This window comes from Dellaglioa sp. CoH-57-MRSF-17 (genome assembly GCF_056782015.1).
The window spans coordinates 57,216-83,689 of record NZ_JBXAXY010000002.1 but is presented as its reverse complement, the minus strand read 5'-3'; the positions used below and the strand labels follow the sequence as shown (position 1 = coordinate 83,689).

Below are 26,474 nucleotides of genomic sequence, written 5' to 3'. Positions count from 1 at the left end.
CCAATGTGACATATTCATAACGTTCATCTAATAATTATTTTCATATACTATTATAAAGTTTAATAGTAAAATTGTATTGATATAGAGTATGTCCATCATAATCTAATTACGCAATATTTCACTAAAAATATTATTTCTGGAGGATTTTCCACATGAGTATCTTTTTCGCTCTCTTATTTATTACTACTTTTATCACATTTTTGGTATATGTTATTAAATTTATTATCGCAAAAATTAACAAAAAGGATACTAATCATGCAAGAAAATTAATATTATTTAGTTTCCTAATCTCATTTATTTTACTCGTTCTAATTGGTATCACTGCACCTTCTTCAAGTAGAAATGCTAGTGTCAAAGAATCTAGTTCCGCCCAATCAAGCTTTCTGTCTTAAAAAGATTACCAACATAACTTTTATTACTGAGACAATTTTTATTGCTTATTTTACATTACAAAAATCTTTGGAGGAACACGTATTATGAACGTTTTATTTGCACTTATTTTTTTTATTTCAATATATTTTATTATTTACTACACAGTTAAAAGATTTATGACAAAAACTAAAAATCCAAATATATACACTAAAATCAAGAAACGGGTTTGGTACCCTACTGCTGTACTGATCATTTCACTTGTAGGCATTGGGATGACTAGTCAGGCCGAACCAACTAAAAAACAATCGCCCCTTACTACCGTAACAAAAGTTGGCTCTGCCGATAAGAAAAAGGCAGAGTCAAAATATGAATCTATAAAAAAAGAAGTTTCTTCAAAAGAATCTGAAGCTGAATCATTGAGTAAAAAATTAAATGAGAAAGAATCTAAAGCCACTTCTGAAAAAGAAAGTGAATCTAAAGCTAAATCTAAATCTGAAAGTTCTCAAAGACTAGCTGCAAAAAAAGAACAAGAACATTTTAACAGCGTTCAAAAAGAAAATAATTCTACATCTACGGATTCATCTAACGCAGATTCTGTTACTACTGGCGGAGGATCCATCATCGGTAATACTAATTCTAAAATTTACCATACTCCCGGTCAAACTGGTTATAAAATGAGTAAATCAAATGCGATTACTTTCCAAACAGAACAAGCCGCTCAAGATGCTGGATATAGAAAGGCGAAAAAATAATGAAATCAACTAATCATTTATTAATACGTGTTCTAATTTTATCATTCACTTTTATTGGTATCAGTAACACGACTACCGTTTTAGCAAAATCTGATTCACATGTTACTTACGACTATACTGCCAAAAAGCAAGCAGAAGAAATTAATAATAAAGTTGATAAAGAACAAGTGAAATTAGACAAACTTAACAAAGAAATCAAAGAATTAAAAAATAAGTTAGCTAAATATGATAGTAAAGATTCTTCAAAAAAAGAAACAACTAAAAAATCTAAGACACTTGATTTATCATCTCTAAACTATAGTGATAAATCTGAAATAGAAGTTAATAATAATATTCCTACTTTCAGCGAAAGCACCCTATCTACTAGTAAAGGTACTTGGGAAGCGTACAGCAACCTAGATTCTCTGAATCGTGCTGGAACCGCCAATGCAATGTTAAGTAAATCTTTAATGCCTACCGCGAAACGCGAAGGGTTAACTTGGAACCCTACTGGCTGGAAAAATAAACGTATTAGTAACGGATGGTTATATAATCGTAGCCATTTAATTGGTTATCAATTATCAGGTCAGAACAATAATCCAAAGAATTTAATTACGGGTACTCGTGAACTGAATGCACCTGAAATGCTTGCCCATGAAATGGATATAGCTACTTACCTTAAAGAACATCCTAATAACTATATTAGATACCGCGTTACTCCAATATTCAGAGGAGATGAACTTCTTGCTCGTGGCGTACAAATGGAAGCTCAATCTATTGGTAGCTCCTCAATTAAATTCAATACTTACATTTTTAATGTAGAGGCCGGTGTTACTCTTAATTATAGGGATGGTACTAGTACACTAAATTAAACAAATAGATAACGGGCGTATAGATACTTCGAGTGGGTTCAATTCCCACTGCTCGCTTTTTACTATAAAAATATTTGGAGGAATTTGTGTTATGAATAAAAAAATAACAATAGTCGGGATTACTGCCATCACACTACTTTCACTAACTGCATGTGGGAATAGCAAGAATACAAGTAAGGATTCTTCATCTTCTGAGGCTGCATCATCTAGTATTATAAAAGCTAAAAAGGAATCAAGTAAGAAAGAGTCCATAAAAAAAGCAACTTCCGAAAGTAAAGCATCATCAGAATCATCTGCTCAAGCATCTAGCATCTCAGCTGCAAGTTCTTCAATTACCGCAGCTGAAAGTTCTATTGCCGCAAGCTCTTCTAGTATTGAGGCTGAGAAAAATAACGTTACTACCACTGAAAAATCTACAAGTTCATCTACATCAACTAAGATGACGCAATCAAAAGCTGAATCACTTGCTTTAAGCTATTTTAAATCATTCAATAATGAGACAAGCGACTGGGAACCAAAAGTTAAATCAAGCGATACTTTAGATAAAGGTAATAAATATATTGTATCCGTCTTCGATACTGAAACACACATGGTAGAATTTGACGTCAATAAATCTACTGGAAAAGTCACTTCTCCAAATTTAGGATATCAACGTTAATTTTTAAAGAGTGATAACAATTTTGTGTTTGTTAATTTTACATGGAGTCGGTACCTCCTTTAACAGCATTGAAGATCTACTTGGTCATTCCAATGTAAGGATTACCCAAATCTATATAACAGTAACTTCAAAACTATTACAATATTTAGATACTTAACTCAAACGTAACCAAAAGCGTAACCAAAAGAAAAAAAGGCCTATCTAACAACTTTTAAATCGTTGTTAGATAGCCTTTTTTAGTATATTTATTAACTTTTTTTATTGTTCAGTATACCAAGTATAGTGGAATGAACCTGGTTTATCAGTACGTTCATACGTATGAGCACCAAAGTAATCACGTTGTGCTTGAATTAAATTAGCAGGTAAAACTTCTGAACGGTATTGATCGTAATACGTAATTGCTGCACTGAATCCAGGAACTGGAATACCAGCTTTAACAGCAATACCAACGATATCTCGAACTGATTCTTGATATTTTTTAACAATATCTTTGAAGTAACCATCTAATAAGATGTTATTTAAATCAGCTTTTTCGTCAAATGCGTCAGTAATATTTTGTAAGAAACGGGCACGAATGATACATCCAGCACGCCAAATCTTAGCCATATCACCAAAGTTTAAATCCCATTCATAATGTTCTGAGGCAACACGTAATTGTTCAAATCCTTGTGCATAACTCATGATTTTACTAAAGTATAATGCTTCACGAATTTTTTCAATTAATTCTTTTTTATCTAATTCACCTAATTTAACTTCTGGTTTAGGTAAAACTTTACTTGCTTCAACACGTTCTTCTTTCATTGCTGAAATGTAACGTGCATAAACAGATTCAGAAATAACTGACTGAGGAACACCTAATTCAAGTGCACTCTGTGATGACCACTTACCAGTACCTTTATTTCCAGCACGATCGAGGATAACATCAACAATAGGTTTACCAGTGCCTAAATCATCTTTACGTGTTAAGATATCAGCAGTAATTTCGATCAAGTAACTATCCAATTCACCTTTGTTCCAGTCAGAGAAGATATCAGCGATTTCATCAACTGAGAGGCCTAATAAATCTCTTAACAAATGATATGATTCAGAAATTAATTCCATATCACCATATTCAATTCCATTATGAACCATCTTAACATAATGACCAGCACCGTTAGGACCGATATAAGTCACACATGGTGTCCCATCGCTAGCTTTAGCAGACATTTCCTCAAGAATTGGTGCAACAAGGTCATATGCCTCTTTTTGGCCACCTGGCATCATTGATGGTCCTTCAAGTGCACCAATTTCGCCACCTGAAACGCCCATTCCAATAAAGTTAATTCCAGAATTATCTAATTCTGCATTACGGCGTACTGTATCTTCAAAGTAAGTATTACCACCATCAATTAAAACATCACCTTTATCTAAGAATGGTAATAGTTCTGCAATAACAGCATCAGTTGGTTTGCCAGCTTTTACCATGATAATAATTCTTCTAGGTTTTTCTAATGAATCTGCAAAATCCTTAATTGAGTAGCTGGGTACTAATTTTTTTTCTGAGTGGTCTTTCATAACTTGCTCAGTTTTAGCTCCCGTTCTATTATAAATAGCTACCGTACGGCCACGACTCTCAGCATTCAATGCGAGATTTTTACCCATAACAGCCATTCCAATAACACCAATTTGTGCTTTATCCATTATAATACCTCCTACATTTCTTTAATTTTTTGTGAATCAAAAACCATGTAATCTAAGAAAGTATCAGCTACCGACTTTGTCAATAAACCCATTTAACTTTCAACGTCAATTATACACTAGACATCAAAAATTCCTATCTATTTTACCTTTTTTTGTTATACTGATTTCAGGAGGTCTTTCAAATATGAAATTAGTTGAAGTACAAGAATTATATTATGCCATCGATACTTTTTTATACAGTCGCGCAAAAGCAGAATTTTCTAACAATATCCCTACTTTTGACTTAGTTGTCCAAGTTAACGACAAATTATTAACGGCCGATTTTTTAGATTTAAAAGATAGTCGAATTCAAATTTATAGTACCACAAGTCAGCACACTATCGCATCTCAGTCAATTCCTTACGAAAATGACAGTAGTAATGCTTTCATCAGTCCGATAAGAAAAACAATCTTTAAAAATTATCGTTCCGAATTTTCAGGCTGGTCTAATCTTAGTAACAAACCAGAGTTATTACTTCTAGATTTGATAGATTTAATTAAATCTATCAAATCGCCCACTTTTAAGGCTGTTAAAACACCGGCTAAAAATGTAACTTATATTGAAAGCCATGCCAAATTACCTTTTCAATTTTTTGATCCAGAGACAGACTTCAAAATTATAAGTTTGAAAATTAGTGAAAAAAAATAAGATTCAATTGAATCTTATTTTTTTTGTACAGAAAAAGCCTTAACACCATGGTTGTTAAGGCTTTTTACTTAATGTAGATTTAGTTGTTTACTTTTACGACTTCTTTTCCGTCATAAAAACCACAGCTAGGACATACATAATGTGATTTTCTTAATTCGCCACAGTTAGGGCAAGCGCTCATACCTGGGACAGTTAACTTGTAATGCGTACGACGCATTCTCTTACGTGTTTTTGATGTTTTACGTGCTGGTACTGCCATTATCAAACACCTCCTTTAAAATTATCCAAAACTTTTAATAAAAGTATTGTTATGTTTATTCCTCTTCAGAACCATCATTATCAAAAAAATTTTGTAATGAGGCAAATCGAGGATCAACTTTTTCTTTTCTAACCTGTACGAGTTTATCTTCAGTAAGAACTTCCCAGTCGTCTCCGGTTGGTAAATCTTCTGCTTTTCTCTCATCATCAGTCAGTATCTGCATCGGAATCTGTAATAACACATTATCCTCTATCACAGAATTCAAATTGAGCATATCTTCTTCCAAAATAATTACAACATCATTTTTATCAAACCGTTCAAGTGCTTTATCGCGATAGCCTACATAAAATTCATCAACTGAAAAATTTAATGGGACATCGACACTCTTTAATGATCGTGTTGATGGCATTTCAACTGTTAAACTAACGTTAAAATGACCAATGACATCTTGATGATCTGCTGACAGAATGCCCGTAACATGGACTTCTGAAACAGCTGTAATTGTTTTGTTGCGCAGCATTAATCCTTCGGAAAGGTTTAACATTTCGTCAACTTGAAGTGGTTCATCACTTTGTTTTTTTAACTCAACTAAGGACCATTTCATGCAAATATGCCTCCTAATGCAACGCTTATGATTATACCTGTGATTAAAAACATTGTCAATGGTATATCCTTGACAGTATGTTAATTAATTTGTTTAGGTCTTCTAAAAAGATCCGATTTTTTATGACTAACTAGCCCATAAATAATTCCTGCTCGATAATCTAATTGGTAAAGTCCCTCTTTATCCTTTTTACTAATTTTTGTTATTATAGGATATGGCACTTCCTTTTTTAAATGATTAAGCAGCGTTTGACCTTTTTTTGAGAACCCTAAGACATGATAATAAGGCTGCTTATATTGTTTGTCAATTTCATTTTGCTTTATTTGTAACAAAATATAAGTTGCTAGTCTTGAGATTTTTGTATAAGTTACTCGTTTCGACTTAACGGCTTGGACCCAATCATCAAAATTAGCCTCGTCAGGCAACTTTTCGTACTGCTGCAACAAACGATACTCAATACCCTCAGACATGCCATAAATCGACGATAATTGACCTGGTGTTGATAGACTCAACTGATATCGAAGATATGGCCAAAAATCTGTCCAATCGGCCCATCTTTCATTTTCTGAATCAAGTCGAGTTTGATTAGGAACAACTTCTACAATCGATTCTTGATGTTGAACTGCTAATCTAATTGCTGTTGCACTTGTAATTTTTTGAGTATCAACAAATTTTGTTTCATGGTAATCAGCCTCTATACGTTGAATCGGACATAACTGGATTTCGGCTTTTTCGGCTATGCAGGCTTCAGCATAAGCTAAACCTAACAAATCATTAGGCCGATTAATTTGAACACCTGTTTTTTCAAAAACAGCTCGTTGATATTGTGTGGCATACGTTTCATTAAACTGATTAAACTCACTATCTAACGTTTGAATTTCAGTTGCGATAGTCATAAAATCCAAATCAGGATGTTCAGCACCAAAAACAAGTCTGGTTATCTTTAATCCGGCCAATAATTTAATGGCACCTTGAGCAAACAAATCAGCCGGTTGAACAGAAAATGCAACGGGTAACTCAACTATTAAATCAACACCAGATTGCAATGCTTGCTCCGTACGGCTCTCTTTATCAAGTGCAGCTGGAATACCTCTCTGTAAGAATTGTCCGCTCATAAGGGCAATAATCGTCGTATCAGGATACTTTTCTTTTATTTGATTAATCTGATACAAATGTCCGTTATGAAACGGATTATATTCAACAATAACCCCAGTCGTGTCCAAGTAACTCACTCCTATTTATCGCAGACAAAAAATAGTCTTGTTGTTTTATCATCAACTTGACTTGTGCCAAAATCAGCCGAAATTTTAATATTCTTAAATCCAGCATTTTTTAACAATTCAGTATACGTATTAACTGAATATGTTCGTTCATGATGGTCCTCAGTTAGACGTTCAAATTGACAGTTAGTATCATTTTTGACAAAAAAAGTTAATTCATGAACGACACTGTGTGGCTCTTCATCTTTAAATGTTGACCACAAAAAAGCTTGATCATCATCCTGATAGTTGTACATATAACCTGGATAAATCTCATCCGTTTGATAGGTTGAGATAACATCAAAAATGAATCGACCATTTTCTTGTAGTAATCCATGAATTGATTTAAAAACGTTTCCTACAGCATCAGCGTCAGGTAAATAACAAAATGAGTCAGCAAAACAAGTTACCGCATCAAATTGTGGTAACTCTGCCTCTTCCAAATTCATCATATCACCTTGTACTAAAGGCAAGGATACATTCGCATCCTGTGCGTGTTGGTCAGCAATTGATAACATTTCTTCAGATAAATCTAAACCAACGACTGAATAACCAGATTGCGTTAAAGCAATTGCTAATTGACCTGCACCACAAGCTAATTCAAGAATTTCAGTTTTCTTATCAGGAACTTGTGTTTCGACAAATGTTTGCCAAGAATCATATAAATCAGGATCCATTAATTGATCATACAATTTTGAAAAGGTGGTATAAATCATTATTCTTCAATCCATGCTGATAAATCTACAGATGCGCCTTCAGACCAGAATTTTTCAAGATCATAAAATTCACGTGATTCAGTTTTAAATACATGCACAATTAAATCTCCAAAATCTAATAAAACCCAACTAGTTGAATTACGTCCTTCAATACGACGGACTTCAACACCTGCTAGTTCTTCTTGATCTTGAATTTCTTTGACGATAGCCTTAACTTGGTGAGCTGAGTCAGCTTGTGTCACCATGAAATAATCAGCTAATAGACTAATTTCATGGACATCAATAGCCACCGTCTTTTCGCCACGTTTACTGTCAGCAGCCTTAACTGCGATTTCTAATTTTTCTATACTATTCATTATTACTCCTCTATTCTGCGACCCATTTATTAAAGGTCAAAATTGTTTTAGGATACACTCTTTTATTGGTATTAATTAAATAACTTAGTGTATGTTTTGTTTCAAATCCAACAGCTGCATCCAAACTTTCAAATGCTTTTTTTCGTGCTTCAAGAACGCCAGAGAACGTCCTACCTTCTTCGATGAAATCAGCGACGTAGACAATTTTATCCAACAAATCCATCTCAACATCGCCTGTCGTATGCTTCACAATTGATGTTAAAATTTTATCATCTGTAATACCTAATTCATCATGTATCAACTCTGCGCCAACAATTCCATGCCAGATAGCATTCCCCCAATTTAATAAATCAGGATCCATATGTTTTTGCTTAATTGTTCTGATAAAGGTGTCATCTGTCCGCTCCTTGGCATAATCATGAATAAGTCCAGCAATACTTGCTCTTTCAATATCACCATTATTATTTTGAGCAAGTTCAATTGCAGATTTTTCAACATTTAACACATGCTGAAATCTTTTTTCACTCAAAGTTTCCTTCAAAATCTGTACTAATTCTTCTCTAGTTCCACTAAAAAGATTATTAGAATAAACTAAATTATTCACGATACAACCCTTCTTTCTCAATATAATTTGAGACTGCCTTAGGTACTAAATAATTAATTGAACAGCCTTTTTTTATCTTATCTCGAATTTGTGTTGAACTAATATCAATTGTTGGTACATCAACCCAAAGTATAGGATACTGACTTGTTTGTTCAAATCCCGTTCGTTTAACTCCAACAAAATGTACTAATTTTACTAATTCATCAATACGAGACCATTTCGGTAAATAATCTACCATATCGCCGCCAATAATAAAATAGTAATCATTTTCCGGATGAGCTGCTTTTAAAGCAACCACAGTGTCATAGGTGTAGCTAATACCACCGCGATTAATTTCAGTATCTTCCAGCTTAAACTTATCGTTATCCGCGATACTTTGATTAACCATATCAAGGCGATACTTTGCATCAATTGCTTCCTTTTTATCCACATGTGGTGGTGTTGCATCCGGCATAAATCGAACTTCACTTAATCCTAATTGCTGACAAACTTGATCAGCAATTATTAAATGACCTAAGTGAGGCGGATTAAACGTACCCCCGAGAATTCCAACACGCTTTTTCGTATTATCAAGAATGGGTTTAGTCTTAAATTTCGTAACTAAATTAATTTCTTTTAATTTTTGGACTTGAATAGTCAAGCTAAAAACCTCCTCAAAATTTTAAATTAAGCGAGTAAATTAACTTTGTCAGAGATATCTCGATTTTCGACATCTGTTGCTGCTTGATAAAGCACTAATGTATGACCAATCACTTGAACAACTTGAATTGAACTATTAGATTCAATAAAAATACGAACTTCATTTGTATCAATTGTTGCATTTTGTAGCATGTTAATTTTGATTAATTCGCGTTTTTCAATTGCTTCGCGAATTTGGTTTAACCAGTTAGTAGACACGCCTTCTTTTCCAACTTGGAAAAGTGGACGTAAATGATGTGCCTGACTGCGTAGATATCTTTTTTGTTTGCCTCTTAATGTCATATGTTAGTTAACTCCTCTTATATCATTGCTTTACGTAAAAGAACCGAAACACCTTTTGGTGCCCAGCCAGCGACTTTAGCACCCTCATTAATGGTTACCCATCCAAGTCCGGCAAAAACTAAATCACTTTTTTGTGTTGCTTTAAATTCAAAACGAACTAATTCTGGGAAGTCGTTCATTTCATCATCTGTTGGTGGATTTAATAAACCACCAGCATGTTTCTCATAAAATTCACTTGCAGTCTCAGTTTTTGTTCTATGAATCATTAAATCATTATCAAGATAAACGACAACACCAGGAGTTCCCCCTGAAATGTAATCAAATCTTGCAACAGCCCCAAAGAATAATGTTTGGTTTTCATTTAACTGATAGACGCGTTGTTTAATTTCTTTTTGAGGAGAAACTAATCTTAGCGCCTTACCTGATAGATAATGAGCCATCTGGTCTTGATGAATAATACCTGGTGTATCAATTAAAGCTCGATCATCGTCCAATGGAATTTCAATCTTATCAAGCGTAGTTCCTGGGAATCTTGAAGTTGTAATCAGGTCTTGGACACCTGTTCTTTGTTTAATGATTTGATTAATCAATGTTGATTTACCAACATTAGTTACTCCAACAACGTACACATCACGGCCTTCACGATACTTTTCAATTAATTCTAATAATTCATCAATCGCAAAGTTTTTTGTTGCACTTGTCAATGCAACATCAATTGGTCGTAATCCTTGTAAATTAGCTTGTTGTCTCATCCAATCCTTTAACTTCGAACGTCTCAATGACTTAGGCAATAAATCAGCTTTATTTCCAACCATTAAAACAGGATTATCACCCACAAATCGATGTAATCCAGGAATTAGACTACCATTAAAATCAAAAATATCAATAACGTTGACGATTAATGCATCAGCACTACCAATTTGATTCAATAATTTTAGGAAATCATCATCAGTTAACTTAACGTCAGCAATTTCATTGTAATGTCGTAGTCTAAAACATCTTTGGCAATATAGTTCATTTGTTTCAAGTCCTTTTTTTACTGCGGATTTAGGTGTATAGCCTAATTCATCTACTTCTTCACTTTGAATTTTTGAGCCACAGCCAATACAAAAAAGATCTTCGTCAATTTCTGGTACTTCAATTATGTCAGTCATCCAATGAATTCCCCCATTTAGTTTTAAAATCGTGTTTTTTAATTAAGTGATTTTTAATTCTTTTTTCAATGAAACGATTAGGTTTTGTATTCCAAGCGTCTGATTCAACAAGTGGTTTAACCAATATACTTTTAATGCCCGCATTATTCGCAGCAGCAATATCAGTCATCAATTGATCACCTATTAAAACTAAATCTTGATTATTCATCTTAAATTCATTTTTAACTTGGTTAATTCCTTTTGTAAATGGTTTTAGAGCTCTGGAAACAAATGGTAATCCAATATGTTCCAGTGCCTTTTCAATACGTTCGTGACTATTGTTAGATACAACAATCACTGGAATTGAAGCCGCAGCTATAAGCTCTAACCAATTCTTCAATTCTGGGGTTCCGTTTGGGTTATCCCATGCAATTAATGTATTGTCTAAATCAGTCATAACAACTTTAATTCCATGATTTTGTAAATCCTCTGGTGTTAAATCATAAATTGATTCAACCATCCAAGTTGGTTTATATCTCTCAAGCATGTTAGCTACCTCAATTTTAGAATAATAATCTAAGTATAATGTACTTTCAACAAAATTGCATGTTTTCCATGAAAACAAATGAAATTAATTTTATTTTCTCATTTTAAAATAATAGAAACGAGTTATTTCAATTTTATATTGCTCTTTTTAAGATTATATTTTGTCTTATTAGTTACATAGACCATAATCATTGATATCACATAAAATTTTTTTGATTTCACTAAAAATAACATACTTAACTTATTTACAGAAATTTTATTAAAAAAAGAGGATACTTGACAATTGGTCAAGTATCCTCTTAAAAGTTATTATTTACTTAATGCTTTTTTAGCTTCTTCTGCAACAGCAGCAAATGCTGCTGAATCTTTAACAGCTAATTCAGCTAACATTTTACGGTTAACTTCAATTTCAGCTAATTTCAAGCCATGCATCATCTTGCTGTAACTTAAACCATTCATACGTGCTGCAGCGTTAATACGTGCAATCCATAGACGACGGAAGTTACGTTTTGTTTGATGGCGATCACGGAATGAATATTGGTACGATTTCATTACTTGTTGTTTAGCTACCTTAAATTGGATATGTTTTGATCCACGGTAACCTTTTGCTAATTTAAGCATTCTTTTGCGACGTTGACGTGTAACGGTTCCACCTTTAACTCGTGGCATGAAAATTCCTCCTTATTGAGCCATTTAAAAATGGCATCAATTGTCTAATTTATATTTATTATTTCATTTGTGAAAGCATTTGTTTGATACGCTTGTTATCTGATGCTGACACTGTAGTTGATTTGCTTAATTGACGACGTTGTTTCTTAGTTTTACCATGCATACGATGACTTGTATATGCTTTAGAGCGTTTTAAGCCACCATTTCCTGTACGTTTAAAACGTTTTGCTGATGCACGATGAGTCTTTTGTTTTGGCATAATCTAATATCCTCCTAATATAGCTTTACTTTTCAGCCTTAGGTGCAAGCATCATGAACATACTACGTCCATCCATCTTCGCTCTTGATTCAACTGATGCAACTTCTTTAGCTGCGTCAGCGAAGCGATTCAAGACATCACGTCCGATTTCTTTATGCGTAATTGCACGGCCTTTAAATCTAATTGATACTTTAACCTTATCACCTTTTGCAAGGAATTTTGAGGCATTTTTCAATTTTGTATTGAAATCGTTAATATCAATCGTTGGACTAAGTCTAACTTCTTTAACATTAACAATCTTTTGGTTTTTACGGGCTTCTCTTTGTTTCTTTTGTAATTCGAAACGGTACTTCCCGTAATCCATAATCTTAGCAACAGGTGGTTTTGAGTTAGCGGCAACAACAACAACATCTAAATTAGCAATTTCTGCCATATCTAGTGCTTCTTGTTTCGTTTTAACACCAAGTTGTTCGCCATCATCACCGATCAAACGAAGTTCCGATGCGCGGATACCTTCATTGACCATTTTGTCTACTTTATCAACTGCTATGGCAATGCACCTCCAAATTTTTTTGAGAAAAAACACAGAAAAACGGGCAACAATAATAAATTATCGCAGCCCGCTTGAAATCCATTTTAATTGGAATTTAATTTCAATAATATTCTGCCCAGAGACTCTTTGTCTCTTCAGGCGAGAAGCGGGAGCCTCTGCTTTTTCTTAACTTTTATATCATACCAACTTGAAGACTCATTGTCAAGCAAATTAAAATGAGTCTTTTTTATGCTTTACGACTATAGTTGGCAATTTCTTTTGTAATGTTGTTAATAAAATCTTCTTTTGTAAAGATATTTGAATCATCTTCACCATGTCGACGAACAGAAACTGTATTTTCAGCTACTTCATTATCACCGACAACTAAAATATAAGGTACTTTAGTAACTTGCGCTTGACGCATCTTATAACCCATCTTTTCGTTACGTTCATCAACCGTTACTCGTACACCACGAGCAACTAAGTTAGCACGTAAATCATGCGCATAATCGGCATGAAGATCGTTTTTAACAGGAATAATTGTTACCTGTTTAGGAGCCAACCAAGTTGGGAATGCTCCTTTGTACATTTCTGTTAAGTAAGCTGTAAAACGTTCCATCGTTGAAACAAGTCCACGATGAATCATAACAGGACGGTGTTCTTCACCATCATCACCGATGTATGATAATTCAAATTTTTCAGGCATCATGAAATCTAATTGAATTGTTGATAACGTTTCATCATTTCCTAACGCTGTTTTTGTTTGAACATCTAATTTAGGACCGTAAAATGCTGCTTCTCCTTCAGCTTCGTAGTAATCTAAGCCTAAATCATCCATAGCACCTTTTAACATACTTTGTGATTTTGTCCACATTTCATTATCATCAAAGTATTTCTCTGTGTTAGCTGGATCACGATAGCTCAAACGGAATGAATAGTCAGCAATCCCAAAGTCATCATAAACTTCCATCATTAAACGAAGGACGCTTTTAAATTCTTCTTGAATTTGATCAGGAGCAACGAAAGTATGACCATCATTTAATGTCATTTCACGTACACGTTGTAAACCAGAAAGTGCACCTGATTTTTCATAACGATGCATCATTCCTAATTCAGCAATTCTGATAGGAAGATCACGATATGAACGAATATGATGCTTGTAAACTTGAATATGTGAAGGACAGTTCATTGGACGTAACTCTAACTCTTCGCCATCACCCATGTCCATTGGTGGGAACATGTCTTCGCGATAATGGTCCCAATGACCAGAAGTTTTATATAAATCCAAGTTGGCTAAGATTGGTGTGTAAACATGATCATAACCATTTGAAACTTCCTTATCAACAATGTAGCGTTCAATCGTACGACGAATTGTAGCACCATTAGGTAACCAGTATGGTAATCCTGCACCAACTTTTGGATCTACAAAGAATAAATCTAAGTCATTACCAATTACTCGATGATCGCGTTCACGTGCTTCTTGACGACGAACTAATTCAGCATCTAAATCTTTTTGTTTAAAGAACGCTGTACCATAAACACGTTGTAACATCGGATTACTTGATTTACCTTGCCAATATGCACCAGCAACTGATAATAATTGGAAAATTTTAACATCAGCAGTTGAGCGTAATTGTGCGCCATCGCTTAAGTTAACGAATTCACCTTGTTTGTAAATTTCAACTTGTCCATTTTCATCAGTAGCTTCAACTACTAATTCAGCACGATATGGGTCACCAGCAAATAATTCAAGAGCTTCAGCTTTTGAAACTAATTGACGTTCAATTTTCAAATTTTCTTTAACAATTGATTTCATCTTATCTTGAATTTTCTTCAAATCATCAACGCTAACTTGTGTTTCACCATTATCTGTATCAAAATAGAAACCATTTTCAATATCAGAACTCATACCAAATTTCATACCTGGGTATAATTGTTGTAACGCATTAGCTAAAACTTGAGCAGCTGTATGCCATAAAACGATTAATCCGTCTGCAGATTCTTTAGTAACAATTTCGATAGCGCCGTCTGCCTCTAATGGACGAAGATAATCAACCAAAACACCATTGAATTTACCGGCAATTGATTTTTTAGCTAAACTAGGACTAATTGACTTTGCAACGTCTTCAGTCGTAATACCTGAATCAAACTCTTTAACTGCGCCATCTGGAAATGTAATATTTATTTTTGACATGTTAACTTCCTCCATTGTTTTAATATTTTTTGATACAAAAAAAGTCCCTAATACACAAATAAAATCGTGTATTAGGGACGTCGATTAACGTGGTTCCACCCAAATTCAAAGTTTTGCCGAAACAAAACTTTCTCCATAGATTTTAACGGATCCAATCCGACCTGATAAAAATCAGGCAACATTATGGAAGTGGTCATCACTTATTCTCTGCCAGAAAAGCTTTCAGCTATGCTTTCCCTCCCTGCGGACATAAAAAAAGAATGTAATCTTCCGTATCAATTTAATAACTATTTAACCATTTTTAGTGAAATTTAGCAACTATTATTCTTATTTAGGTCGACGATTTTTTCCAACAATCTTAACTTCTTTTGCTAAAAAGTGAATTCGTTCCATAATTCTTTTTGCCTTAAGAGGCTCGTCTTCACCCTTTTGACTAATACGTAAATGCTCATCTTCTAGTTGTTTCATCGAAAAATTAGAACTAAAGAAAGTTGGTAATTCTTCTTGCATGCGATATTGTAAAATAACACCTAAAATATCATCACGAACCCAACTAGACATTGCATCGGCACCAATATCATCAATCATTAAAATTTCAGATTTTTTAACAGCATTTAGCATGTCATAAACACGATTATCACTAATAGCATTTTTAATTTCAACTGCAAAACTAGGGAAATGCATTAAAGTCGTTTGGTATCCTCGACTTGCTAATTCATTGGCCATAGCACCTAAAAGATATGTTTTACCAACGCCAAAGCTACCATAAAAATACATTGCTTGGTGATAAGATTTAGGACTATCAACAAATGTTGTTATAAATTTTAAACTCTGGCTAAGTGCATCCCCACGTTCATCCATATCAAAGCCATTCATAGTCGCGTTTTTGATATCTTTAGACATACTCATTGATTTAACTCGCTTAGCTAATGCTCTACTTTTTTGAGCCTCGATAAAAGAATCTGTTGGTACATAGGAAACATCAATCATATGATTATTCAAAACCAATTGTGGCTTATAACCTGGTGCTATCATTCCTTTACCAAGAATAATTTTATTTTTTTCAGATAAGAATTCATACAATTTTGCATCAGCGCGTCGAATACTATCCTCTGTTAATTCAGCTTTATTTCTATCTAAAAAAGCGATGACATCTGAATCTTCATAAACTTTTCTCATTAAATCACGATAATTAACATTAGGATATCTTTCACTCAGGTTGTCCTTTTCAAGAAATTTTTTGATTTCTGTCCCTAAATCTTCCATCATTTTCCTCCTTTGGGTGCTGTTTTATTAAATTCAGCAAGTTGTCTTTTTAGTTCATCCTTATCAACTTTTACATCCACTTTTGGTGCTTGATAGTCATCTTTAGCCCAATCAGGCAATGTCTCTTTTTTAATTATTTTTCTTTGTCGTTGGTTTGACGCCTTAGTTTCAGTCTTTTTATTGTTAAATTGTCGAACCTGATTAATGGCTTCTTCAGGTGTCTTCACTTTTTGCTGTGACCAATCATTAGCCATAGTATCGACAAACGATTTATTAAGTGTTGATAAATCACGGTCAATCAAAATGTAATGAATCAGAATATTAATGACTGAATTAGAAAATATCTGTCGTTGAATAAGTTGCTGTAACAGATATGCTTCACTGTCAGTGACATATCCACCCTTGCTTTCTTTTAACGATTTCAAAAAATCAAAAGGTTTATAGGCTTCACTCGCAAGAATTAACTGCGAATCCTCTTCAGAAAAACCAACTTTTTTTAGCGTTTCAACAGATTTCATATTAACCTTTTTATTATCACTACTTGTTAAATCTTCTTGTTTTTTCAGTTTAATTTGTTGATTATATTTGTGAGCAATATGTTGCTTGAATGAATTATAATCAACTTCATTTGTTGATAAGTCAGCTGAATCTCCAATAAATTGGGCCATTTCGATTTCATCAATACCATACAAGAGATGCTCTGAAATAATTAAATCCCGCTGTTCATTGATATTATCCAAAGAAACGAAACTCTTTTCCAGTAGTTCAATAAAAAATTTAAAATCAAATGACTCAATACTACCTGACTCAACTAACTTTTTCGGTATCTTCTTGTCCGTTGAAAAAACTTTTTTACTTTCAGAAATAATATCAGGTTTATTAGACAAATGATCTTGATTAACTTGGAAAACATCTAAGAAACTTTTAGATGTTTCTTTGAAGCCATCTAATTTTAAAATTGGTAACGCAAATCGAGTGGTAATTTCTTTGTACCTACCATCACCAATCGATTCCCAGAGTAAAGTGCTTAGTAAATCATCTGTAAAAAAATCAGTTGCTTGCAAAGGTCGACGCAATTGATAGACAACAACTTTTCCTATTGCATCCTCTTTTTCAAAGCTCTTCAAAAGCCCTAAAGCTTCAAGGGCACTTCTTGCTTCATAAAACATTGCTATGTCAATATTTAGTAATGCAAGTAATTCACTATGCATCTTTCGATTAGATAATTGTGGATTTTGACCTGCCTCACCTTTCAATAGAGCAAATAGACCACTCGCAATCACACCCATAACAGGTTGATACAAGTAGTCTAGTCGTTCAATATCATCATTTGTAACTTTTTCATCCATTAAAACGACATAACCGTCTTTCGGACTCATATTTCCGCATATATCAATCATTGATTATCATTCCTTCAAATCCGGTTTATCTGTAGGTGTTTTATCACGAGCCATCATTTCATTTAATTCTTTTAAGAAAACACTCATATCTTTAAATTGGCGATAAACACTAGCAAATCTAATGTACGCAATTTCATCTACATCAGCCAATAATCCCATAACATATTCACCAATTAGTTGGCTAGAAATTTCATTTTCACCTAATGCTCTAACATTATTTTCCACTTGATCCACAAGATGAGTGATAGCTTTCATTGAAACTGGTCTTTTCTCAGCAGAACTGATAATACCTTTAAGAATCTTTTCACGATTAAATTCTTCACGTGTTCCATTTTTTTTAATAACAAGTAGTGGTGTAGCTTCAACTCGTTCAAATGTTGTGAATCTAAATTCACAATTTTCACATTCACGACGTCGTCTGATAACGCGACCTTCATCTGTTGGTCGACTGTCAACGACTCGAGAGCCATTATGTTGGCAATGTGGACATTTCATTGTGACACCTCATTATTTTTTATTTACATTATTTAACCATTAATTTGATTACTAAGCCAGTTTAGCACTTGAACCCTTGTAACGGCAACCGTTGTTGAATTATCTATTACAAAATCTGCTAAATCTTTTTTCTTTTGAATGGGCCATTGTGCTTTAACCCTTAACATCGCCTCATCTAAAGACAATTCATCCCGCTTCATTAAACGTTCTAATTGTGCTGTTTCAGGTACATAGATAACCATTACTGCATCACAAAGTAATTGGTAGTTTTGCTCAAATAATAAAGGCATATCCAAAATAATTAACTGGCTACCTAATTTTTTTTGGACTTCTATTTGTGACAAGATTTCTTTTCTAATAGCAGGAACCATAATGCCGTTCAATTTTTTTAACTCTGTTGCATCATTAAAAACTAGCTGACCTAACTCTTTTCGATTCAAATTCCCGGTTAATGATAAATATTTTTCACCAAATGTTTGAATGATTATTTTTAATGTTACAGATTCTGGTTCAACAGCTTGTCTCGCAATAACGTCTGCATCAATAACTGTGATATTTTCTTCTCTAAAAATACGACTAACTGTTGATTTACCTGTTGCTATGCCACCAGTTAGTCCAAGAATATAAGTCATTTTTAAACTTCCTTTAACGGTTGGCAATGTGGACAGTAGTGTGTCCCTCGTTGTGCCACTTTTATTTTAACAATAGGCGCTCCGCATCTAGGACATGGTTTTCCTGTTTGACCATAGACATTCAAATCAAATTGGAACAAACCCGTCTCACCAAACGCACCCGTATAGGATCTAATTGTTGTTCCACCAGCTTGTACCGCAGTGGCTAGCTCAAGAATAATATTTTTACGTAATATAGCTAATTTCCTATCAGAAATTAAATTTGCTGGCTGTTCCGGATTAATTTTACTCATCCATAAAACTTCATCAACATAAATATTTCCAAGACCAGCAACCGCTTCTTGATTTAATAACACAGGCTTGATTGCCATATGCTTACGAGATAAATATTTTTTGAAATAACTGAGCTTAAAATCATCTTCTGTCGGTTCTGGTCCTAGCTTCTTAAGTCCCGAAAGTTCACGTTCTCGACCTGTGGGGATTAGTTGCATGCGTCCAAACTTACGAACATCATTGTATCTTAAATCTTGCCCATCAGTTAAATGAAATATGACGTGGGAATGTTTTTCAATTGGTTCATCTGATCCACGGACAAAATATTTGCCTTCCATTCTTAAATGAGAAACCATTGTCATTTTACTATCAAAACGAAAAAGTAAGTATTTACCCAGTCTATCGATTGATTCAATCTTTCTACCTTCTAATTCACGCTTAAAATCTAGTACATCCCCAGATACAATTTTAGGCCATAAAACATCAATTGATTTAATTGTCTTACCTATAACTAATTGACTAAGACCTCTTCGAACCGTTTCAACTTCTGGTAATTCTGGCATATAATTACCCCCAACCACTTTTTATTTAGTATCAAACCAACTATCACCAAACGCACTCTCAACTTTTAAAGGAACCTCTAAAGAAACAGCAGCGTCCATAACTTCAGGAACTTTCTTTTGCAAGATAGCAATTTCTTCTTCAGGTGCTTCAAAAATTAATTCATCATGTACTTGTAATAACATTTTGGCTTGTAAATGTTCTTCTTCTAACATTTTGTTCATATTAATCATCGCTACTTTAATAATATCCGCAGCACTACCTTGAATTGGGGTATTCATTGCAGTTCTTTCAGCAAAAGAACGTAAATTAAAGTTTCGACTGTTAATATCTGGTAAATAACGACGACGATGGAATAATGTTTCAACATAGCCCTTATCTTTAGCTTCACGCACAACGCTTTCCATGTAGTTCTTAACGCCTGTAAATTCATTTAAATAAGTATCAATAAATGTTTGTGCTTGTTTTCTAGTAATCCCAATATTTTGTGACAATCCATAATCACTAATACCATAAACAATCCCAAAATTGACTGCCTTAGCTGTTCGACGCATATTTGACGTCACGTCATCTGGCGATTCTAAACTAAAAATTTTCATTGCTGTATTAGCATGGATATCGATTCCTTCTTTAAAAGCTTCTTGCATATTAGCATCATGCGCAATATGGGCCAAAACACGCAACTCAATTTGTGAATAGTCAGATGAGAATATTTTCCATCCCTTATGTTCAGGTATAAATGCTTGTCTAATTTTCTTACCTTCAGGAACGCGGACCGGAATATTTTGTAGATTAGGATCTACAGATGATAATCGGCCTGTCGCTGTCAGTGTTTGTAGGTATCTTGTATGAACTTTCTTATCTTCATGTCTAACTTTTAATAATCCTTCAACATACGTTGATTGAATTTTTGCAATTTGTCGATATTTTAAAATTAAATCTGCAATTGGAGCTATTGTACTAAGTTGTTCTAAAACATCAACTGCAGTTGAGTAACCTGTTTTAGTTTTTTTAACAACAGGTAATTTTAATTTTTCAAATAAAATAACGCCTAATTGTTTTGGTGAATTAATATTAAATTCTTCACCAGCTTCACTATAAATTTTAGTTTCCATATCACTTAAAATAGTTGAAAATTCCTTTTTCATAATCTTCAATCTATCGGCATCCACATTAATGCCTTGAATTTCCATCTTGGCTAATACAAGTGAAAGAGGAAGTTCCATATCCGTGTACAAATCCATTTGCTCATGATCAACTAATCCGGCCATTAATGGTTCTTTCAAAAGATTTAAGGCGTCAACTTTCGATGCCATATGACTAAAGAAAATATCATCATCTTCTGGAATTGCACGTTTAACGCCTTTACCATATACCTCTTCATCAGACTTAACGTCATAGTAATCATGTTTCTGTGCAACTTTACTAAGATCATTACTATTATCACTTGTATCTAACAAATATGAAGCCAACAAAAGATCGAATTCAGTTCCTGCAAGTTGAATGTCCAATCGGTTCAATGCTACATAATTACGTTTAAAATTAAATACATTCTTTTTAATTTTATCATTTGAAAGAATTGAAACTAAAGTTTTAGATTTTAACAAATCAACATCTCGTGTTACGAAAAATTGATTGCCATCACCTATCGCAAATCCATCAAAATCTGCTGTATGATAATTATCTTCCAACATCTCTAAATAAAAAGAAATTGGTTGTGATAATTTAGATAATTCATCTAAATTATCACTAGTTAATACTTTATAATCTGTCTTTTTAGGTTCTGGAAATAAATTCATTTCTACACTATCTGATGCTGAATTTAAATTTAATTGACTTAAAAATTTTTTAAAATCCATTTTTTCATAGAAAGCAACTAACTTATCTAAGTCTTTTCCATCCCATTTTGTATCAGGAAAATCGATTGTGATAGGTGCATCTTGTCGAATTCTGGCTAAATCTTTGCTCATAAATGCTTGATCTTTATCTTCAATTAAATGCTCTTTCATTTTACTTTTCTTTAATTGATCAATATTTTCGTAAAGATTCTCCATTGAGTCATATTCTGTTAATAATTTAATTGCAGTCTTCTCACCAACTTTAGTAACACCGGGATAATTATCTGACGTATCGCCAACTAATCCCTTCATATCAATAATTTGCAATGGTGTTAATCCAAATTTTTCCATTACATGCTCTGGTGTAAATTTTTCGATTTCACTAACGCCTTTTTTTGTGACAGAAACTGTTACTTTATCGGTTGTTAATTGTGTTAAATCTCGATCTCCAGTCACAATAGTCACATTATATCCAGCTTCTTCACCTTTTTTTGCCATTGTGCCTATAATGTCATCTGCTTCAAAATCAATTAATTCGTAAGTTTTAATGCCGTATCCTGCTAGTAATTCTCTAAAATATGGCATTTGTTCTTTTAGTTCTGGCGGTGTTTTTGATCTACCGGCCTTGTAATTATCATATTTTTTAGTTCTAAATGTTGTCTTTCCTGCATCAAATGCAACTAATACATGTGTCGGTTTTTCGGTATCTAATATGACATTCAACATATTATTAAACCCATATAATGCATTTGTATGTAACCCAGCTTGGTTTGTAAATCTATCTACAGATTGGTACAATGCAAAAAATGCACGATAGGCAATACTGTTTCCATCAATCAATAGTAGTTTCTCATTAGTATTAGTCATTTAATATCCGTCTCCTTTGAAAATCTCTATCTCTATTTTACCAAACATCAGCCGTGATTAATAATGAATACGCTAATAACTCAATAAAGTAATAAAAACCCCCAAGTTATAAATCCTTAACTTGGAGGTTTAACCTTCTTATTTATGAATTACTAATCTCTACCACCGTAACCAAAGATTTGTAAGAATGAAATGAATAAATTAATAAAATCAAGATATAACATTAGTGCACCTGTCATAGCTAAGTTAGAAACTGAAACATTGCTATCTCGTTGTAAAAATACTTGTCTTAATTTTTGTGTGTCCCACGCTGTTAAAATGGTGAAAATAATCACAGCGATATATGAGAATACGTAATTAATAAGTTCACTTTGTAAGAATAAATTTACAAATGAAGCAACAATTAGTCCAACCAAAGCTGCTAATGCCTGTGTGCCTAATTTAGTTAAATCTCGTTTAGTAACATTTCCTAAAATGGTCATCGTAACGAATACAGCCGAACTTGCGGCAAATGCAGCAATGATATTCCCGACTGAATACATTGATATAATCAACGACAACGTTACGCCCTCAAGTACAGAATACCCCATCAATAAAGCAAATGTTACAAATGGTGCCCTTGATGCCTTTACGTTAATATTTAAGACAACCACCAATTGGACAATAAATAATGCCCAAATTGACCATGAATGTTCTGCCATAAAGCCATAAACTAATTTTTGAAATACTGTCAATGTTAAAAATGCTGTGACAGCTGAAACGCCAACTGCAAGCGCCATATACCCATATAATTTTGCTAAAAAATGATTTAATCCATCTTTTTCATTAATAATAACGCTATTTTGATTATCCATCTTATTTTCCTCCTTGTTAATTAAGAAATCATGTTTAAAATATTGTGATTAATACACTAAAACCTATTACAACTAATTTAATAAAATGAAATAAGTTAGAGCAATACTACTTATTTTAATCAGAATACAACATGACTTTTAACCTCATACAGCATTAACCTTTTTAAAGGATAACCCCTTGTATGTATAAGGACAAGTGTACCAAATCATGTAAAATTATCAAGAATTTTCACTTTTCGTAAAAAAAAATTAAGTAATAAAAAAGAAATGATTCGAAAATCATTTCTTTTTCAGCAACTAATTATTTTTAAAACTTAAATTACTCAATAATTCTTCATATGCATATTCATATTTTTGGACATCTCCAGCGCCCATAAAAATAACAACTGCATTATTGTAATCAAGTAATGGCGAAAGATTATCAAGTTTGATAATCTCGCCACCCTTAACAATCTTTGCACCAAGATCTTCACTAGAAACATTACCTGATGTTTCACGAGCAGAACTGAAAATATCCGTTAAATAAACCTTATCGGCAAGATTCAAACTAATTGCAAAATCATCCATCAACGCAATAGTTCTACTAAACGTATGTGGTTGGAAGACCGCAATTAATTCTTTATCAGGATATTTTTGACGAGCAGCATCAATTGTTGCTTTAATTTCTGATGGATGATGTGCGTAATCATCAATAATTGTCATATCACCAATATACTTTTCGCTAAACCGGCGTTTAACCCCTTTAAAACTTAATAATTCACTTGCAATTTCTTCTAAATCAACTTTTTCAAAATACGAAACAGCAATAACGGCCAAACTATTTAAGATATTATGTTCACCAAAAATTGGAATTTGGTAATGACCTAATGATGTATCGTGATAATAAACATCGAATTCAGAACCTTTAGTTGTTCGTTTTATATCACGAGCTTGGAAATCATCAGAATCCTTTGTACCATAATAATAAATTGGAACATCAGCTTTTATTTTACGGAGTAAAGGATCATCTCCCCAAGCAAATATTCCTTTTTTGGTTTGTTTTGCAACTGTTTCAAATGAATCAAAAACGTCATCAATACCAGTAAAATAATCTGGATGATCAAAATCAATATTAGTCATAATTGAATAATCTGGGTGATAGGCAACAAAATGTCGACGGTATTCATCTGCTTCATAAACAAAGAATCTTGCATCAGGTTTTCCTTTACCAGTACCATCCCCAATTAAGTAACTCGTTGGTGCAATACCACTTAAGACATGTGCAAGCAATCCTGTTGTACTTGTTTTACCATGAGAGCCGGCAACACCAATACTTGTGTAACCTTCCATTAATCGACTTAACATTTCAGGATAACTGACAATATCTAATCCCATTTCACGTGCCTTTTTAAGTTCAGGATGATCCGCTGTAAATGCATTTCCCGCAATTACAGTCAAACCTTCATGGATATTTTTTTCATCAAATGAATAAACCTTAATATTAGCTAATTCTAATCCACGTTGTGTGAATGTATATTGGTCAATATCAGAGCCTTCAACCTTAAATCCTTGATCGTGTAAAATTAATGCTAAAGAACTCATCCCTGAGCCTTTTATTCCTACAAAATAATATACTTTTTGGTTATTCATCATTATCCCCTTTTCTGACATTATTCATTCATAATTTTACCATAAAATGAGTTAATATTCAGTTTGTCGTTAAAATTCTTCTCTCATCCGTCTGAGTTCATCTTCATTTAAATACACATCTCGAGGTTTCGACCCCTTAGCATGTGAGATATGTTGCTGATTTTCAAGTTCGTCAATAATATTGGCAGCTCTATTATACCCAATTGAAAAGACGCGCTGTAATTTAGAAGTTGAAATGGTTTGTTCGTGCGCAATAAAATCTAAAATACCTGGCAATAAATCATCTTGTTGTTCATTTTGATCTGCCATTTTTTTCAGTCCATCTGGATTAAATGCATATCTTGGCTTTCCTTGAGTTCTAACAAAATCTGTAATTAAATCTACTTCATCTTCTATATACGTTCCTTGTAACCTAACAGCCTGACTTGATCCATTACCTAGATAGAGCATATCGCCTCGTCCAAGTAATTTTTCAGCACCGGCCGTATCCAAGATAGTTCTCGAGTCAATTTGACTAGAAACCATAAATGCAATTCGAGTTGGAATATTATTTTTAATTGTACCCGTAACAACATCAACACTTGGTCGTTGTGTAGCCAGAATTAAATGAATTCCTGCTGCTCTAGCTTTTTGTGTAATTCTTGCAATATATTCTTGAACTTCATTTGAAGCAACCATCATTAAATCAGCTAATTCATCAATAATAATTAAAATATACGGCATCTTTAGGCCAAAATCGCCATTAGCTTCTGCTTTTTGATTAAAGTTACCAATATTTTTAGCTCCAGCTGCAGCTAATTTTTGATAGCGTTCTTCCATTTCATCAACAGCCCATTTCAAAGCTGCCGAAGCTGCTTTTGCATCTGATATAACAGGTGCTAATAAATGAGGAATATCATGATATGGCGCTAATTCGACAGCTTTAGGATCAATCAATAACAATTTAACTTCGTTTGGTGTTGCCTTATATAAAATAGAAACTAATAAACTATTGATAAAAACTGACTTACCAGACCCTGTAGCACCAGCAATTAATCCATGCGGCATTTTTTGTAAGTTAGTTACTTGTGCTTCACCAAATAAATCGACACCTAACGCCACCGTCAATGGTGATTTATTTTCTATAAACACTGGAGATCTCAATACTTCCGAGAGAAGGACTGGTCTTGATTTTAAATTAGGTATTTCAATTCCAACACTACTACGTCCAGGAATTGGCGCCTCTACACGGATATCTTTTGCAGCAAGCGCTAGTTTCAAGTCATCAACAAGGTTGGTAATCTTACTTACCTTAACACCAGCAGCTAATGATACTTCAAATTGGGTCACCGTTGGCCCAACTGTCCAGCCATCAACTTCTGCATTAACATGGAATGCTTCCAATGTATTATTTAATACATCAATTTGAGAAAGTACCCAATCATCTAATTCACCAGCATTTTCTAAAATAGGATCTGGTAATAAATCAAGTGATGGAAATTGATAACTTGCATCTGACCTTTTGACTTCTTCATCTGACTGATTATCATAATAGCTATCTTGTACT

The 26,474-nt window shown here is 33.5% G+C and carries 28 protein-coding genes and 1 other annotated feature; of the genes, 4 read left to right on the top strand and 24 right to left on the bottom strand.

All coding sequences use genetic code 11. From position 1 onward, the window contains the following. Positions 1-476 precede the first annotated feature (476 nt). From AC1RPJ_RS02310 to AC1RPJ_RS02300, 3 genes are all read left to right on the top strand, one after another. Positions 477-1,124, top strand: a complete 648-nt coding sequence (locus AC1RPJ_RS02310) for a sunset domain-containing protein (RefSeq protein ID WP_481761213.1) — start codon at positions 477-479, stop codon at positions 1,122-1,124. Beyond that, positions 1,124-1,975: a DNA/RNA non-specific endonuclease gene (locus AC1RPJ_RS02305; RefSeq protein ID WP_481761212.1), complete on the top strand. Its 852-nt coding sequence runs from the start codon at positions 1,124-1,126 to the stop codon at positions 1,973-1,975. The genes AC1RPJ_RS02310 and AC1RPJ_RS02305 overlap by 1 nt, the downstream gene beginning before the upstream one ends. A 91-nt stretch (positions 1,976-2,066) precedes the next feature. After that, positions 2,067-2,633 carry a hypothetical protein gene (locus AC1RPJ_RS02300; protein ID WP_481761211.1) on the top strand — a complete coding sequence of 189 codons (567 nt, stop codon included), beginning with the start codon at positions 2,067-2,069 and terminating at the stop codon, positions 2,631-2,633. Between the two features lie 258 nt (positions 2,634-2,891). On the opposite strand, the gene gndA is transcribed toward AC1RPJ_RS02300, so the two are convergent. Beyond that, positions 2,892-4,313, bottom strand: coding sequence for an NADP-dependent phosphogluconate dehydrogenase (gndA, locus tag AC1RPJ_RS02295; RefSeq protein WP_481761210.1), 1,422 nt, complete (start codon positions 4,311-4,313; stop codon positions 2,892-2,894). 184 nt (positions 4,314-4,497) lie between these two features. Between gndA and AC1RPJ_RS02290 the strand changes: the two genes are divergently transcribed. Further along, a complete protein-coding gene (locus AC1RPJ_RS02290) occupies positions 4,498-5,001 on the top strand; it encodes a hypothetical protein (protein ID WP_481761209.1) in 504 nt (167 codons plus the stop codon). 79 nt (positions 5,002-5,080) lie between these two features. On the opposite strand, the gene rpmF is transcribed toward AC1RPJ_RS02290, so the two are convergent. The 23 genes from rpmF to AC1RPJ_RS02175 all read right to left on the bottom strand — a co-directional run. Further along, on the bottom strand, positions 5,081-5,260 hold the full coding sequence (gene rpmF, locus AC1RPJ_RS02285; protein ID WP_057973392.1) for a 50S ribosomal protein L32: 180 nt from the start codon (positions 5,258-5,260) through the stop codon (positions 5,081-5,083). A 55-nt stretch (positions 5,261-5,315) separates the two neighbouring features. Next, the gene (locus AC1RPJ_RS02280) at positions 5,316-5,864 is read right to left on the bottom strand and encodes a YceD family protein (RefSeq protein WP_409022679.1); all 549 of its coding nucleotides are present in this window, start codon (positions 5,862-5,864) and stop codon (positions 5,316-5,318) included. Positions 5,865-5,944: 80 nt separating this feature from the next. Further along, positions 5,945-7,096 carry a nucleotidyltransferase gene (locus AC1RPJ_RS02275; RefSeq protein WP_481761208.1) on the bottom strand — a complete coding sequence of 384 codons (1,152 nt, stop codon included), beginning with the start codon at positions 7,094-7,096 and terminating at the stop codon, positions 5,945-5,947. A gap of 2 nt (positions 7,097-7,098) precedes the next feature. Then, entirely contained in the window at positions 7,099-7,839 is a 741-nt protein-coding gene (locus AC1RPJ_RS02270; RefSeq protein WP_481761207.1) for a class I SAM-dependent methyltransferase, read from the bottom strand. Then, positions 7,839-8,195 carry a ribosome silencing factor gene (gene rsfS / locus AC1RPJ_RS02265; RefSeq protein ID WP_481761206.1) on the bottom strand — a complete coding sequence of 119 codons (357 nt, stop codon included), beginning with the start codon at positions 8,193-8,195 and terminating at the stop codon, positions 7,839-7,841. Before rsfS ends, AC1RPJ_RS02270 begins: the two co-directional genes overlap by 1 nt. Positions 8,196-8,205: 10 nt before the next feature. Further along, positions 8,206-8,799, bottom strand: coding sequence for a bis(5'-nucleosyl)-tetraphosphatase (symmetrical) YqeK (gene yqeK / locus AC1RPJ_RS02260; RefSeq protein ID WP_481761205.1), 594 nt, complete (start codon positions 8,797-8,799; stop codon positions 8,206-8,208). Further along, the gene (locus AC1RPJ_RS02255; protein WP_481761204.1) at positions 8,792-9,439 is read right to left on the bottom strand and encodes a nicotinate-nucleotide adenylyltransferase; all 648 of its coding nucleotides are present in this window, start codon (positions 9,437-9,439) and stop codon (positions 8,792-8,794) included. Before AC1RPJ_RS02255 ends, yqeK begins: the two co-directional genes overlap by 8 nt. A 26-nt stretch (positions 9,440-9,465) precedes the next feature. Continuing rightward, entirely contained in the window at positions 9,466-9,780 is a 315-nt protein-coding gene (gene yhbY, locus AC1RPJ_RS02250) for a ribosome assembly RNA-binding protein YhbY (RefSeq protein ID WP_409022685.1), read from the bottom strand. Positions 9,781-9,797: 17 nt separating this feature from the next. Next, positions 9,798-10,934, bottom strand: coding sequence for a ribosome biogenesis GTPase YqeH (gene yqeH, locus AC1RPJ_RS02245; protein WP_481761203.1), 1,137 nt, complete (start codon positions 10,932-10,934; stop codon positions 9,798-9,800). Further along, complete coding sequence (locus AC1RPJ_RS02240; RefSeq protein WP_409022687.1) at positions 10,927-11,460, bottom strand: YqeG family HAD IIIA-type phosphatase; 534 nt, start codon at positions 11,458-11,460, stop codon at positions 10,927-10,929. Before AC1RPJ_RS02240 ends, yqeH begins: the two co-directional genes overlap by 8 nt. 308 nt (positions 11,461-11,768) lie before the next feature. After that, positions 11,769-12,128, bottom strand: a complete 360-nt coding sequence (gene rplT, locus AC1RPJ_RS02235; RefSeq protein ID WP_409022688.1) for a 50S ribosomal protein L20 — start codon at positions 12,126-12,128, stop codon at positions 11,769-11,771. 58 nt (positions 12,129-12,186) lie between these two features. Beyond that, positions 12,187-12,387, bottom strand: coding sequence for a 50S ribosomal protein L35 (gene rpmI, locus AC1RPJ_RS02230; protein WP_057973380.1), 201 nt, complete (start codon positions 12,385-12,387; stop codon positions 12,187-12,189). 25 nt (positions 12,388-12,412) lie between these two features. Beyond that, entirely contained in the window at positions 12,413-12,913 is a 501-nt protein-coding gene (infC, locus tag AC1RPJ_RS02225; RefSeq protein ID WP_409022689.1) for a translation initiation factor IF-3, read from the bottom strand. A 56-nt stretch (positions 12,914-12,969) separates the two neighbouring features. After that, positions 12,970-13,107 (bottom strand) — a sequence feature (ribosomal protein L20 leader region). 59 nt (positions 13,108-13,166) lie between these two features. Next, positions 13,167-15,113 carry a threonine--tRNA ligase gene (gene thrS, locus AC1RPJ_RS02220; RefSeq protein ID WP_481761202.1) on the bottom strand — a complete coding sequence of 649 codons (1,947 nt, stop codon included), beginning with the start codon at positions 15,111-15,113 and terminating at the stop codon, positions 13,167-13,169. A 327-nt stretch (positions 15,114-15,440) separates the two neighbouring features. Continuing rightward, a complete protein-coding gene (dnaI, locus tag AC1RPJ_RS02215) occupies positions 15,441-16,379 on the bottom strand; it encodes a primosomal protein DnaI (RefSeq protein ID WP_409022691.1) in 939 nt (312 codons plus the stop codon). Then, complete coding sequence (locus tag AC1RPJ_RS02210) at positions 16,379-17,779, bottom strand: replication initiation and membrane attachment family protein (protein WP_481762173.1); 1,401 nt, start codon at positions 17,777-17,779, stop codon at positions 16,379-16,381. Before AC1RPJ_RS02210 ends, dnaI begins: the two co-directional genes overlap by 1 nt. A gap of 6 nt (positions 17,780-17,785) precedes the next feature. After that, positions 17,786-18,274 carry a transcriptional regulator NrdR gene (gene nrdR / locus AC1RPJ_RS02205; RefSeq protein ID WP_409022693.1) on the bottom strand — a complete coding sequence of 163 codons (489 nt, stop codon included), beginning with the start codon at positions 18,272-18,274 and terminating at the stop codon, positions 17,786-17,788. Between the two features lie 32 nt (positions 18,275-18,306). Further along, entirely contained in the window at positions 18,307-18,906 is a 600-nt protein-coding gene (coaE, locus tag AC1RPJ_RS02200; RefSeq protein WP_481761200.1) for a dephospho-CoA kinase, read from the bottom strand. Positions 18,907-18,908: 2 nt separating this feature from the next. Next, positions 18,909-19,742, bottom strand: a complete 834-nt coding sequence (mutM, locus tag AC1RPJ_RS02195; protein ID WP_481761199.1) for a DNA-formamidopyrimidine glycosylase — start codon at positions 19,740-19,742, stop codon at positions 18,909-18,911. A 21-nt stretch (positions 19,743-19,763) separates the two neighbouring features. After that, on the bottom strand, positions 19,764-22,445 hold the full coding sequence (gene polA, locus AC1RPJ_RS02190; RefSeq protein WP_481761198.1) for a DNA polymerase I: 2,682 nt from the start codon (positions 22,443-22,445) through the stop codon (positions 19,764-19,766). A 152-nt stretch (positions 22,446-22,597) separates the two neighbouring features. Then, the gene (locus AC1RPJ_RS02185) at positions 22,598-23,299 is read right to left on the bottom strand and encodes a Bax inhibitor-1/YccA family protein (RefSeq protein ID WP_481761197.1); all 702 of its coding nucleotides are present in this window, start codon (positions 23,297-23,299) and stop codon (positions 22,598-22,600) included. Positions 23,300-23,596: 297 nt separating this feature from the next. Next, the gene (gene murC / locus AC1RPJ_RS02180; RefSeq protein ID WP_481761401.1) at positions 23,597-24,928 is read right to left on the bottom strand and encodes a UDP-N-acetylmuramate--L-alanine ligase; all 1,332 of its coding nucleotides are present in this window, start codon (positions 24,926-24,928) and stop codon (positions 23,597-23,599) included. 69 nt (positions 24,929-24,997) lie between these two features. Beyond that, positions 24,998-26,474: DNA translocase FtsK (locus AC1RPJ_RS02175; protein WP_481762406.1), on the bottom strand; the 1,477-nt coding region annotated here is incomplete at its 5' end.